13 protein-coding genes and 1 tRNA gene are annotated in these 12,819 nt (G+C 49.8%); 9 read left to right on the top strand and 5 right to left on the bottom strand.

The features are described 5' to 3' along the window. The first annotated feature begins 1 nt into the window (after window position 1). From LPW40_RS06940 to LPW40_RS06930, 3 genes are all read left to right on the top strand, one after another. The gene (locus LPW40_RS06940; protein ID WP_230821511.1) at window positions 2-880 is read left to right on the top strand and encodes an ABC transporter ATP-binding protein; all 879 of its coding nucleotides are present in this window, start codon (window positions 2-4) and stop codon (window positions 878-880) included. Next, window positions 877-1,644, top strand: a complete 768-nt coding sequence (locus LPW40_RS06935) for an ABC transporter permease (protein ID WP_230821510.1) — start codon at window positions 877-879, stop codon at window positions 1,642-1,644. Before LPW40_RS06940 ends, LPW40_RS06935 begins: the two co-directional genes overlap by 4 nt. Before the next feature lie 87 nt (window positions 1,645-1,731). Then, window positions 1,732-2,415, top strand: coding sequence for a phosphoribosylaminoimidazolesuccinocarboxamide synthase (locus LPW40_RS06930; protein ID WP_230821509.1), 684 nt, complete (start codon window positions 1,732-1,734; stop codon window positions 2,413-2,415). Window positions 2,416-2,491: 76 nt separating this feature from the next. On the opposite strand, the gene LPW40_RS06925 is transcribed toward LPW40_RS06930, so the two are convergent. Together LPW40_RS06925 and LPW40_RS06920 are read right to left on the bottom strand one after the other, a co-directional pair. Continuing rightward, window positions 2,492-2,564 (bottom strand) — tRNA-Ala (locus tag LPW40_RS06925). A gap of 45 nt (window positions 2,565-2,609) precedes the next feature. Next, window positions 2,610-3,893 carry an MFS transporter gene (locus tag LPW40_RS06920; RefSeq protein ID WP_230821508.1) on the bottom strand — a complete coding sequence of 428 codons (1,284 nt, stop codon included), beginning with the start codon at window positions 3,891-3,893 and terminating at the stop codon, window positions 2,610-2,612. Window positions 3,894-4,055: 162 nt separating this feature from the next. Between LPW40_RS06920 and LPW40_RS06915 the strand changes: the two genes are divergently transcribed. Then, on the top strand, window positions 4,056-4,835 hold the full coding sequence (locus LPW40_RS06915; RefSeq protein ID WP_230821507.1) for a formate/nitrite transporter family protein: 780 nt from the start codon (window positions 4,056-4,058) through the stop codon (window positions 4,833-4,835). A 41-nt stretch (window positions 4,836-4,876) separates the two neighbouring features. On the opposite strand, the gene LPW40_RS06910 is transcribed toward LPW40_RS06915, so the two are convergent. Beyond that, window positions 4,877-5,479, bottom strand: a complete 603-nt coding sequence (locus tag LPW40_RS06910; RefSeq protein ID WP_230821506.1) for a pyridoxamine 5'-phosphate oxidase family protein — start codon at window positions 5,477-5,479, stop codon at window positions 4,877-4,879. 190 nt (window positions 5,480-5,669) lie between these two features. Between LPW40_RS06910 and LPW40_RS06905 the strand changes: the two genes are divergently transcribed. From LPW40_RS06905 to LPW40_RS06890, 4 genes are all read left to right on the top strand, one after another. Then, window positions 5,670-7,229, top strand: coding sequence for an ABC transporter substrate-binding protein (locus LPW40_RS06905; RefSeq protein ID WP_230821505.1), 1,560 nt, complete (start codon window positions 5,670-5,672; stop codon window positions 7,227-7,229). 116 nt (window positions 7,230-7,345) lie between these two features. Then, a complete protein-coding gene (locus LPW40_RS06900) occupies window positions 7,346-8,515 on the top strand; it encodes a serine hydrolase domain-containing protein (RefSeq protein WP_230821504.1) in 1,170 nt (389 codons plus the stop codon). Between the two features lie 163 nt (window positions 8,516-8,678). Continuing rightward, entirely contained in the window at window positions 8,679-9,863 is a 1,185-nt protein-coding gene (gene fmdA, locus LPW40_RS06895; RefSeq protein ID WP_230821503.1) for a formamidase, read from the top strand. Continuing rightward, window positions 9,796-10,131 carry an FmdB family zinc ribbon protein gene (locus LPW40_RS06890; RefSeq protein ID WP_330166178.1) on the top strand — a complete coding sequence of 112 codons (336 nt, stop codon included), beginning with the start codon at window positions 9,796-9,798 and terminating at the stop codon, window positions 10,129-10,131. Before fmdA ends, LPW40_RS06890 begins: the two co-directional genes overlap by 68 nt. A 56-nt stretch (window positions 10,132-10,187) precedes the next feature. Here the strand turns inward: LPW40_RS06890 and LPW40_RS06885 are convergent, their stop codons facing one another. Then, window positions 10,188-10,733: an NADPH-dependent FMN reductase gene (locus tag LPW40_RS06885; RefSeq protein ID WP_230821501.1), complete on the bottom strand. Its 546-nt coding sequence runs from the start codon at window positions 10,731-10,733 to the stop codon at window positions 10,188-10,190. Window positions 10,734-10,888: 155 nt separating this feature from the next. Between LPW40_RS06885 and LPW40_RS06880 the strand changes: the two genes are divergently transcribed. Beyond that, complete coding sequence (locus LPW40_RS06880; RefSeq protein WP_230821500.1) at window positions 10,889-11,398, top strand: O-acetyl-ADP-ribose deacetylase; 510 nt, start codon at window positions 10,889-10,891, stop codon at window positions 11,396-11,398. A 34-nt stretch (window positions 11,399-11,432) separates the two neighbouring features. Here LPW40_RS06880 and mgtE read toward each other — a convergent pair whose 3' ends face one another. Then, window positions 11,433-12,794 (bottom strand): magnesium transporter, encoded by a 1,362-nt coding sequence (gene mgtE / locus LPW40_RS06875; protein ID WP_230821499.1) that lies wholly within the window; start codon window positions 12,792-12,794, stop codon window positions 11,433-11,435. Window positions 12,795-12,819: the final 25 nt, after the last annotated feature.

The following is a 12,819-nucleotide window of genomic DNA, read 5'->3' as shown; positions in this document are numbered from 1 at the left end:
TATGAGCATCCTGAAAATTGATGATCTGCACAAATCCTTCAGGGACAATAAAGTGATAGGCGGCCTGGACCTCGTGGTCGAGGAGAATACGATTTACGGCTTCATCGGCAACAACGGTTCCGGAAAAACAACGACGATGAAGATGGTTCTCGGCCTGCTGAAGCAGGATTCGGGGGAGATTCATGTCAACGGTGAAAAGGTCGTCTTCGGGAACACGTCAACGAACAGGCATATCGGCTTTCTGCCGGATGTACCCGAATTTTATGCTTATATGAATGCAGGGGAATACTTGGAATTGTGTGCTGAAATCACAGGTATTAAAAAAGCCGATAGGAAAGCGCGCATCGACCATCTGCTTGAACTCGTCGGTCTGCAGGGCGTGGAAAAAAGAATCAAGGCCTATTCACGCGGCATGAAGCAGCGGCTCGGGATCGCCCAGGCGCTGATCAACCGGCCGAAGCTGCTGATCTGTGACGAGCCGACGAGTGCGCTCGATCCGAAAGGCCGGAAAGAAATACTGAATATACTGCACCAGGTCAAAGGCGAAACGACGGTCGTCTTTTCAACGCATATATTATCCGATGTGGAGCGCATCTGTGATAAGGCCGGTATTTTGTATGAAGGGAAACTTGTACAGGAAATCGACCTGAAGGATGGGAATTTTGGTGACAAAGGCATCGTAGTGAAACTCACCCCGGAAGAACGCAACAGGCTCGCCGGTGACCTCATTCTGGAGCGGATGGCTGATAACATGTACCGCATCACCGGCTGCACACTTGAAGAGGTCTACCAGCTGCTCAACAGTCATCATGTCTACCCGGATCAACTCGTCAGGGAGAGGAAGACACTTGAGGATGTATACCTGGAGGTGACGTCATGAGCCAGGTGAAGGCGCTCTTCAAAAAAGAGGCCATAGAGTCCATCAGAAACTTCAAGCTGTTCGCCCTTATCATCGTCTTCATGATCATCGGGGTCGTAAGTCCGCTGACGGCGCTGCTCATGCCGGATATACTGGAAGCCGTCATGGAGGATTCCGGCATCGCATTTGAACTGCCGCCGGTATCCGCCTTCGATTCCTACAGCCAGTTCTTCAGCAATGCTAATCAGATGGGGCTCGTCATACTTGTCATCATCTTCGGCAGCATACTGACCCATGAGTTCAGCAGGAATACGCTGATCAACCTCATCACCAAGGGGCTCAAGAAATATAACATCATACTCGTGAAGGCTGTATTTGCTGCACTGGCATGGACTGTGGCATTTGTGATCAGTGCCTTGATTACGTATTTGTACACGATCTATTACTGGGATGACGAAGTTCTTAATCTCTTCTGGGCCTTCGGTTTGACGTGGCTGTTCGGGGTATTCCTCATCACTTTGATCATGGCGGCATCCGCAGTGTTCAGGTCGAGTTTTCCGGGTGTGCTCATCACGGTGCTCACCGCAGTGATCATCATGATGATTGCGGGCATCCATCCGGATATCGCAGAATTCCTGCCTCAGTATCTGATCGGCAGCAATATGGCGCTGGTGCACGGCGAGCTCGAAATAGGGGATATCATCCCGGCTGTGATCGTGACTATCATTTCATCTGTTTTGATGATTGTTTTGTCGATACTCATCTTCAATAAGACGGAAATGTAAAGATGTCCTGCTGCCTGCATTTTTATTTTCCCATTTTTCATGAAAATGATTATAATAGGAGATAACTTATCAGACGAGGTGGCATTTATGGAATTGCTTTATAAGGGCAAAACGAAAGATGTGTATCAGGATCAATCAGGGGAGATCATCCTCTACTTCAAAGACGATATGACCGGTAAGGACGGGGTGTTCGACCCGGGTGAAAACCAGGTCGGGCTCACGGTGGAAGGTTCCGGCAGGGCGGGCCTTGAGATGACGAGCTTCTTCTTCGAGAAGATCAATGCAGCAGGCATCCGGACCCATTACATCAGTGCCGATATCGAAGCACGCGAAATGCGCGTCAAAAAAATATCGGTGTTCGGCGAAGGGCTGGAAGTGATATGCCGATACCGTGCCGTCGGCAGCTTCATCCGCCGCTACGGGAACTATATCGAAGAAGGGGCGGCGCTTCCGGCTTATGTGGAGACCACATTGAAGGATGATGCACGCCAGGACCCGCTGATCAATGAAGCGGCACTTGAAGCGCTCGGGATACTCGAGCCCGGCGAATACGAAAAAATCTCCGATATGACGGTGAAGATCAGCGAACTGGTCAAGGATGAGCTCAGCAGAAAAGGCCTCGAGCTTTACGACATCAAACTGGAATTCGGCCGTGATGCCGAAACCGGTGAAATACTCCTGATTGATGAACTTTCAGGCGGCAACATGCGTGTCTTCAAGGACGGGGAAGCCGTGGGCCCTCTTGAGATCGGTGAATATCTGTTGAATTGATGAAGAAGGGTGGATAAAAAAATCCACCCTTTTTTCATTTTCAAAATGAAAAGGGTGGAAAGGATCATTCATGTAATGGAGCCAAGGGGGCTCGAACCCCTGACCTTTGCACTGCCAGCGCAACGCTCTCCCAGCTGAGCTATGGCCCCTCAATCTGTACATGAATAATATTATATGATATATCGGCACTTAACTCAAGTGTGTTTTTCAACTTTTCCCTTATTCTCCTGGATGGCCCAGATGACCATCGGGACGACGAGGAGAGATAAAAGCCCGCCGGCGAGCGAAAGCACTTCAAAGCTGAATCCGGCGACGATCATGCCGGACATGGCGCCGCCCCCGGCACCGCCGAGCGCGATGAAGACATCGACCGTCCCCTGGGTCTTCGGACGGGTGGCCGGATTGGTCGAATCGACGATCAGGGCAGTACCGCTGATCAGGCCGAAGTTCCAGCCGAGGCCGAGCAGGATCAGTGCGACGTTCATCATGAGGAACGACTCCCCAGGAGCGGTTGCTGCGACCACGCCGGCGGCGAGCAGTGTCACACCGGCGGCGATGGCCATCGTATAACGGCCGAGCTTATCCACCAGGATGCCGGTCAGGGGCGAAGGCAGATACATCGCTGCAATATGCAGTCCGATGACAAACCCGATCGCACCGAGCGTATGGCCGTAGTCGCCCATATGAACAGGCGTCATCGTCATGACGGTCACCATGACGATCTGCGTCATAATCATGATGAATGCCCCGGTTATGATCAGACGTCTATTGGACTGGAAAGGCTCCGGCGCCTGTTCGGTCTGCGATGCCTCCCTCAGATCTGAAATCTTGCGCGCAATGATGAAAGGGTCCGGGCGCAGGAAGGCGAATAAAAACAGCCCGGCAAGCAGATAGGCGGCAGCCGCCAGTATGAACGGTCCGGCAAGTGCAGGCACTCCCACCGACAGCGCAAAGCCGCCCATCACATCGACAAGGTTCGGGCCGGCGACGGCACCGAATGTGGTGGAGAAGAGGGCGAGGCTGACCGCCGTACCCCGCTGCTCCTTAGTGGCGAGGTCAGTCCCTGCATACCGCGCCTGCAGATTGGTTGCGGTCCCTGCACCGTAGATGAACAGGGACAGGAAGAGCAGGAATACGCTGCCTGTCACTGCGGCCAGGACGACCCCGGCGGAACCGAGTCCCCCGGCGATGAAGCCTGAAGAAAGCCCAAGCCTTCTGCCGAAGCGGTTGGAAAGCCTGCCGACGAGAAATGCGGCACCCGCCGACCCCAGTGTGAACAGTGCAGCAGGAAGCCCGGCGAGCGCATTCGTACCGAGCATATCCTCGGCCAGCAGCGCCCCGACGGTGATGCCCGCAGCAAGGCCTGCCCCGCCGAATATCTGTGTAATGACGATGATGATCAGCGTGCGCCTGTACAGCTTCCCCTGCTTTTCAGGAGAATCAATATAGCTTTGTACCGAACGATCTGATGATGCCATGATTACAACCCCCGAGTTTCTTATGTATTTTGTAACATCTTACAACTCTACTATACTCGAGAAGGTTTTGCCTATCAATGTTTGGCGGCGGAACGGCAGGTTATGTTACAATGTCTCTTGGATAAATGACTATCGCATATATGAGAACCGGGAGGTCCTGACATGTATAGAGATACGATTGATGAATTGAACAACCAGGCTATGAATAAAGTGAGCATATACAAAAACGATCGGATGAGATATCTGATGGCTTCCATACTGGCCGGCGCCTATATCGGTGTCGGCGTAATAGTGCTCTTCTTCATGGGCGGGCCGCTGTACGCAGCCGATTCACCATACTTGAACCTGATTACCGGGATCACATTCGGGGTGGCGCTCGCAATCGTGATATGGGGCGGCTCGGAACTGTTCACGAGTAATGTGATGACGCTGACCTTCAGCGCCCTGTCGAGAGTCACATCATGGAAAGATACGTTCGTCATCTGGTTCTGGTGCTACGTCGGCAACCTGATCGGAGCAATCATATTCTCCTATCTGATCTACTTCAGCGGTATACTCGCCGAAATCCAAATGGATGGATTCACTGTGGCGACCGCAGCGGATAAGATGAATGACGGCTTTGTGAATCTGCTGTTCCAGGGAATCATGTGTAACTGGCTCGTCTGCCTTGCGATCTGGACATCGACACGCGCAAAAGGCGACGCGGCGAAGCTTGCGCTTGTATTTGTGTTGATATTCGCATTCGTTGCGACAGGATTCGAACACAGCATTGCGAACATGTCGATACTCGGCATCGCACTTCTGCACAGCAGCGTGGAAAGTGTGACCATCGGCGGGTTCATCTACAACCTGATCCCCGTGACGATCGGCAACATCATCGGCGGCGGACTGTTCGTTGCCTGCGCATATTATTATTTGAGCAGGGCGAAGACAACTTCATGATAAGAAAAGGAAGCAGTGGGGATATCCCACTGCTTCCTTTTTTAATTCCCACTGTGTTTATTGGCCTTGACGTTGAAGAAGTCCCCGCCTTTTTTCTTCACGTCATCGGTTCCCCAGTCATTCGAAGCGTTCTTATCCACGAAATGCGGGATATGCTTCGAACAATGGATGTAGGCTTCATGCACCGAAATCAGCACCCAGCGTTCTGCACGGCCGGCATGCTGCGCCGTCAATGCTTCAACAGTACCTTCATCAACGACGGTGTGCAGCTCATCGTTTTCAATGATTTCAGCCCCGCCGTTCACGTGGAGGCCGATATGATGTTCTGTAAAGTCCATGAAAAGCAAACCGATATGCGGGTTCTCGGTGATGTTGCCGATGGAAGCCATCACGCCGTTTCCGCGGTACTCTGGATACATGAGGCGCTTCTCATCAATGATATGGACGAACCCCGGCTCCCCGGCTTTGAAGGTGGAGTCGCAGTTGCCGGCAGCGTCACTTGTCGACATGAATATGAAAGACTGCTGTTTGATGAATTCCTGCATATCCTCATTCAGAAAGTCGATCATCTGATTATTATAAAACGCGTTCGCACGTTTGGTTGTGTTGAAACGTTCCTGTAAAATCCGTTCACCTTGTGACATATAACCACTCCCTGTATACATAACGTCCATTCTATCATTGGAACAGTATAAAATTACTGTTGAAAAACAGATATTTTATGACAAACGAGAACTGAATAATGTTGATGACTAAAATAAATATTGTATGAATATTAAATATAAATTATAATTATAAATATTCTAAAACTTATTAATATAAAGGGGACATTTTATGAAGAACAAATTTTTTAAGAGTATTATACTGGTTACAATCATCTCCGTATTTCTGGCAGCCTGCAATGATGATTCAAACGTGGAGCAGCAGACGTCGGGTGAAGCAGGGAATGAAGGAGAATCCGCACAGGAAATCTCATTTGCCACCTCATCGGATGCAGTGGGTCTGTCTCCAATAGACACTAACGATTCCGTGTCTGCCTATATGCTTGAGCAGCTGTATGATACGCTGTTTATACATAACCCGGAAACGATGGAAATCGAACCGCATCTGGTGGAGTCCTATGAAGCTGTGGACGATACCACATGGGAATTTAAGCTGCTGGAAGGTGTGGAGTTCCATGATGGTACACCTTTGAATGCGGAAGCTGTAAAGTATACATTCGAACAGCTGCTGGATGAAGAGAGGGCCGCACCAAGGGCATCCCTGCTCGAGCCGGTTGAATCCATTGAAGCGGTGGATGAATATACCGTCGTGATTAATACGGAAGAACCGTATGGTCCATTGCTTGCGGCACTTTCCCATGTCAATGCTTCAATCGTATCGCCTGAAGCGGATGAAGCCGGTGATATCATGACTGAACCTGTCGGCTCCGGCCCTTTCAAATTCGAATCCTGGGCGAGCGGGGATAATATCGTCCTCACAAAGAACGAAAATTATTTCAAAGGCGCACCTTCATTGGATACAGTCACCATGCACGTCATTCCTGAGTACGCTTCTGCTGTAGGAATGCTGGAAACCGGCCAGGTGGATTTCCTTCCGAATATTCCTTCGGAGCATATCCCAAGGATAGAAGAGATGGATGGTGTTGAACTGGATTTGACGTCCGGCACCGGCATAAACTACTTGACCTTCAACATGGAGAAGGCGCCTTTCAATGATCTTGAATTCAGGAAGGCGGTTTCCCATGCGATCGACCGCGATGAATATGTGGAGCAGCTGAACGGCGCCGGCATTCAGAACAACAGTATCATTGGCCCGGAAGTGTTCGGTTATGATGAAGCCGCTCAGGAGTTCGGATACGATTATGATTTGGAAGAGGCCCAAAGAATTATAGAAGAGAATAATTTTGATGAGACCCCGATCACTCTGCTTGTGGCAAATGAAGGTCATTTCGTTCTCATGAGTGAAATCGTCCAGGCACAGTTGATGGAAGCGGGATTCGATGTAAGCATCGAAATGATGGAATGGGGCGCCTTCCTCGAGCAGGCGGCCAATGGAAACTTTGAAATGGCATTTGTCAGCTGGGCGAACAGCACCGCTGACGGCAGTGAATTATTCTACCCGAACCTGCATTCTGACAATATAGGTTCCACCAACCGTGCGAGATACAATAACGAGGAATTTGACGAACTTGTGGAACAGTCACGCACAACCATTGACCAGGAAGAGCGTCTGGAGCTGCTTCACGAGACAAATGAATATGCGACGAATGATGCAGTCTGGATTCCGATGCATCATGCAAATGTGAGTGTTGCATACCACGAATCGGTGAATGATTTGATCATCTCCCCAAACACGAGCTTTTTCTTATATGAAGTGAGCATTGAGGAGTAAAAGTTCGTATAAGACGCTTCCAGTCATGACTGGAAGCGTCTTTATCTTCAACCCATTTCGAGTGCTTATATTAGATTGCAGAGGGTAAAATATATTTAATGATAAGGAGGATGAAGATGAGTTCCTACAGACATGCAAATGAGAAAATCGGAACCATTGAAAATATCTATAACGGGGATATGTTCCCTGACCTGGCTATCAACACATTTCGGAATATTGAACGGCTTTTTCCGACACGCAAAATTCCCGCTTCAACCACTCCGGAGCCTTTTGAACAGTCAAGGCTGTCTCTCCAGCCTTTCAAATCGAAAATCAAGGACAGGACGACGGATAAGGTCGATCAAAATTATGATTTATACGACTACCTGACTTTGAATTCAGTGACCGGCATCGTCGTGCTGAAGGGAGGGCGGCTGGTTTATGAGAACTACCTCCGCGGCAACGGGCCGGATACGCGCTGGATGTCGATCTCGGTCGCAAAATCGATCACTTCCACTTTGGTCGGGGCCGCCATCGAAGATGGATATATTGCAAGCATCGATGACCCGACGGTAAAATATGTACCGGCATTGAAGGGCAGTGCCTACGAAAACACGACCGTCCGTCATATTTTGGGGATGAACTCCGGCGTGAAGTGGGACGAGACGTACACCGACCCGGAATCGGACCGCCGGGCGTTTTTGAAAGCTCAGCTCTCCCAGGAACCGGGCGCACTGCTTGAAGTGATGGCGGGTCTTCCAAGTGCGGGGGAGCCCGGATACCTCCACAACTATTCCACAGGGGAGACAACGGTGGCCGGTGAAATCGTCATTGGTGCCACGGGTAAGAAGATGTCTGATTACCTCCATGAGAAGATATGGGAGCCGTACGGGATGGAAAGTGAAGCAGGATGGTGGCTGGATTCCCCGGATGGTAATGAAATCGGAGGCAGCGGCTTTTCCGCCGTATTGAGAGATTATGCACGCTTCGGCCAGTTTTTCCTCGAAGGCGGAAAAGCAGGCGGCAGGCAGGTCTTGCCCGAAGGCTGGACGGAGATGGCAGGGCAGCCGGTGACCCTTGAAAATGGGGAGACAGTAAATTACGGTCTGATGTGGTGGCCGGCATGGACGGAGAAGTCAAAAGAAAATAAAGCCTTCCAGGCAGTCGGCATCCATGGACAGGTCATCCATATCGACCCGAAGGAAGAAGTCGTCATTGCGATTTCATCTGCGCGCCCGAAACCGATGGGCACCCAGCCGGTTGATGACATGTCATTTCTTGAAAATCTGATTGAGAACATTGAGTAAAAGAAAACCCATCAGCTGACTTATACCTGTCGGCTGATGGGTTTTTTATATATAAATTTCGGGGCTTCTTAAAATAATATGAAAGCGCTTTATTTTTTTATTGTAAATTTTCATTTTCAGCAGTATGATATAAGTGTATTTTAACACCAAGGAGGATGATTTAATGTCTAAGAAGATTTTCGAAGTAGATTTGAACAAGAAAATGCACGAGCAGAAGCATCCCGGACACAATCGTTGGCATCCTGATATTCCCGCAGCTTTTTCGGTGGAACCCGGTGAGGCATTCAAGATGGAGTGCCTCGACTGGACGGACGGTCAGATTTCGAATAATGATGACCCTTCGGATATTGCGAAAGTGAACTTGAAACGTGTACATGTATTGAGCGGGCCTGTGCACGTAAATGGAGTGGAACCCGGTGACCTGCTCGTCGTGGACATTTTGGACATCGGCACCTTCAGTGCGCATGAATGGGGTTTTAATGGAATTTTTGCAAAGGAGAACGGCGGAAGTTTCTTAGTCGACCACTATCCTGAAGCGGCTAAATCCATTTGGGATTTTGAAGGCATCTTTACGACAAGCCGGCATGTACCGAATGTGAAATTTGCGGGAATCATCCATCCCGGGTTGATCGGTGTGGCGCCTTCCCAGGAATTGCTGGATGAATGGAACAGACGTGAACGGGCATTGGTGGATACAAATCCGGACAGAGTGCCGCCCCTGGCAGAATTGCCGGATCCGGACTCCGTCGTCGCAGGTACTTTGAAAGGTGACGATTTCGACCGGGTGGCGAAAGAAGGCGCAAGGACTGTCCCGCCTCGTGAGAATGGCGGAAACTGTGATATCAAGAATTTATCGAAAGGTTCGAGAATTTATTTCCCGGTGTTCGTGGAAGGTGCCAAATTATCGGTCGGGGATCTGCACTTCTCCCAGGGTGACGGGGAAATAACGTTCTGCGGCGGTATCGAAATCCCGGGATGGATCGAGCTTAAAGTGGATGTCATCAAAGGCGGTATGAAGAAACATAAGATTGAAAGGAATCCTGCCTTCCAGCCCGGACCGGTCATGCCGCACTATAATGAGTACCTGGTCTTTGAAGGCATTTCAGTCAACGAATTCTCAGGGGACCAGAATTATCTTGATGCGCACGTCGCATACAGGAATGCCTGCCTTAATGCAATTGAATTCCTGAAGACATGCGGCTTTACAGGTGAACAGGCGTATATGCTGCTCGGCACTGCACCTGTACAGGGGCACATCGCCGGCATCGTGGATATACCGAATGCATGCTGTACATTGTCGCTGCCTAAAGAAATCTTCAATGAAAATATCATCCCGAGGCTGGAGTGATCAGATGCCACAGTATACATTTAAATGTAACAATTGCGGAGAGTATGATGTTTGGAAGTCCATGAGCGATGATCTGGCAAGGGACCGGTGCCCGGGATGCAGTTCGGAAACATACCGCGTCTTCACACTTTTCAATGTCAGCCAGATGGATGCGAAGCTGGTTAAGAAGATTGATGAAGGCATGGTGCCTAAAGTTGTAAAAAGGGAGGAACTGCCGAAGAGCAACATCCGCAAAAAGGAAAAGAACCCAAGACCGTGGATGGTTTGATATTAAGAAAAATCCCCGCTTATCGATGATTGATAGGCAGGGATTTCATTCATCATCTATACATATTTTTTGACATGGTCCACGAATGCATCCATTGCGGACTGGAGGAATGCGACTGTATCTTCAGATTTGATCTTGTCGTTTTCATCAAACAGTTCCGGGCTGTTCGCGATATAGACTTCCGGCTGCTGGAGCACCGGCATGTTCAGAAAAACCAGTGACTGGCGCAGATGGTGGTTTGCACCGAATCCGCTCAAGTTGCTGATGGACTGGCTCGCAACGAGTGCGGGTTTGCCGTCCCATACGCTGTGGCCGTACGGTCTTGAAGCCACATCGATGGCATTCATCAGCACGCCCGGCACCGACCGGTTGTATTCAGGGGTGACGAACATGACTGCATCACTGCTTTTGATCTGTTCACGGAAATCAAGATACTCCTGAGGTTCATTGCCGTCATAATCTTCGTTATACAACGGGAGGTTGCCGATATCCACAAACTCAGCTTCAAAGTCTTCCGGCAGGAGTGCTGCCATATTTTCAGCGAGTTTTTTCGAATAAGATCCCTTGCGCAGACTGCCCACGACAACTGCAACTTTTACCATATTGAAAATCACCTCTTAGATTATTGCTTGCATTAGTCCTATAGACGTTAAATGGAAATCATAAACAAATCACCATCTTTCTGTTAGTTTTTTGTATGGAAATATTTAATTATAATATTTGATTCCGGGTACATTTGTACTAAAGGAGTGATCATATGCTTCAGACGGAGCTTGGAGATATCACAAAAATTAATGATGTGGAGGCAATCGTCAACGCGGCCAATAAGAGTCTGATGGGCGGCGGTGGTGTGGACGGTGCAATCCACAGGGCGGCCGGCCCGGAACTGCTTGAGGAAACGAAGAAGCTCGGCGGCTGTGAGACGGGAGATGCGAAAATATCCGGAGGTTACAACTTACCGGTCGATCACGTCATCCACACGGTCGGACCGATTTGGAACGGGGGCAATTCGGAGGAGGCGGCGCTTCTCGCCCGCTGTTACCGCAGGTCTTTGGAAGTCGCGATGGACAATGGCATAAAGAAAATCGCATTCCCCTCCATTTCAACCGGGGTCTATCACTTCCCGGTGGATCAGGCGGCATCCATCGCGGTGGATGAGGTGCGGAAAGTGATTGAGGCGCAGCCGGAGGCTTTCGACCTGATCAAATGGGTGCTGTTTGATGAGGAGACGAAAGCCGCATATGATGCTAAATTGAATGCAAGATAAAAATCCACCATATGATGGATTTTTATCTTGCATCTTAAAAGAAATCGAGGAGCGAAGTTGCGATGGAGAAATATATGAGGAGACCGAGTATATCATTGATGGTGGTGATGAAAGGACCGGAAGCGATGGCCGGATCGAGTTTGATTTTGTTGATGATCAGCGGTACGGTCGCCCCGATTACGGTAGCTATACTGAGTGTGCAGAAAATCGAGAAGCCGACCACCAGGGCAAGCAGCCACTGGTCATACAGTAAAGTGATGGTGATGCCGAGTACGGCCATACAAATCATCCCGAGTATGACGCCTGTGCCAAGCTCGCGCCTCAGCATCTTTCCGATGGTCTTCTTTTGGATGGTGCCGAGCGCCAGGCCGCGGACTGCCACCCCGAGTGACTGGGTGCCTGTATTGCCGGCAGAATCCATGATCAAAGGTATGAAGATGGCAAGAAGTACGATTTCCTCCAAAGTCTCTTCGAACTGGCCGATCACTCCGGCGGTGATCAAACCGAAAAACATGAGGAGGACAATCCACGGGGCGCGTTTGCCCGCGGCTCTGAAGGGGCTGATGTTGATATCGGTGGCCCCTTTCACGGCTGAAAGCTCACCAAGGTCTTCAGTTGCTTCTTCCTCGAGTATGTCGATGACATCATCGACTGTGACGATGCCCAGAAGCTGACCATCTTTGGAGACGACGGGCACAGCGAGGAAGTCATAGTCACCGATCATTCTCGCCACATCCTCCTGGTCGACGTCCTCTCTCACGGATACAAGATTTTTGCTCATTATATCTTTTATCAATTCTTCAGGCTGCGCAGTGATCAGATCCCTCAAGGAAATGACACCGGCCAGCCGGTTTTCGGCATCGATCACATAAAGGTAGTAGATCGTTTCGGCGTCTGGTGCGACCCTGCGCAGCTGTTCCAGAACTTCGGCAACAGAGTCATCTGCGGAAATGCTCACGACTTCTTTTGTCATCACGGCACCGGCGGTTTCAGGTGCATAGCCCATGACTTCCCTTGCTGCTGCGGCTTCATCCGGATCCATCTCCAGAAGTATCTTTTCAGCACCATCATCATCCATCTCATTGAGGAAAGTGGCTACATTATCGGTGAACATCTCGTTCAGCATCAATGTTCCATAGTCACCGGGCAATTCATCGAATATGACATTCTGCTGGTATTCATCAAGTGCTTCGAAAATATATGAGAACTCTTCCGGGGGCAAGATGTCATAGACTGACTGTCTTTCCCCCGCATCAAACCTGATGAAGATGGCAGCCTGATCGGTAGGATGGAGAGCGAGGAACTCCTCTCTGAATTGGGCATGATCAACCTCCTCCGCGCGCTTTGCCAAAAGTTTTTCAAAGTGTCCGAAATTTTTTGCTTTTGTATTTGTCATATATCCTCCCGGGTTTTTCAGCCCG

Origin of the sequence: Salinicoccus halitifaciens, from assembly GCF_021026095.1 — a bacterium.
Taxonomy (GTDB): domain Bacteria; phylum Bacillota; class Bacilli; order Staphylococcales; family Salinicoccaceae; genus Lacicoccus; species Lacicoccus halitifaciens.
The sequence above is the reverse complement of the archived record's forward strand: the minus strand, read 5'-3'. Positions and strand labels throughout refer to the sequence as shown.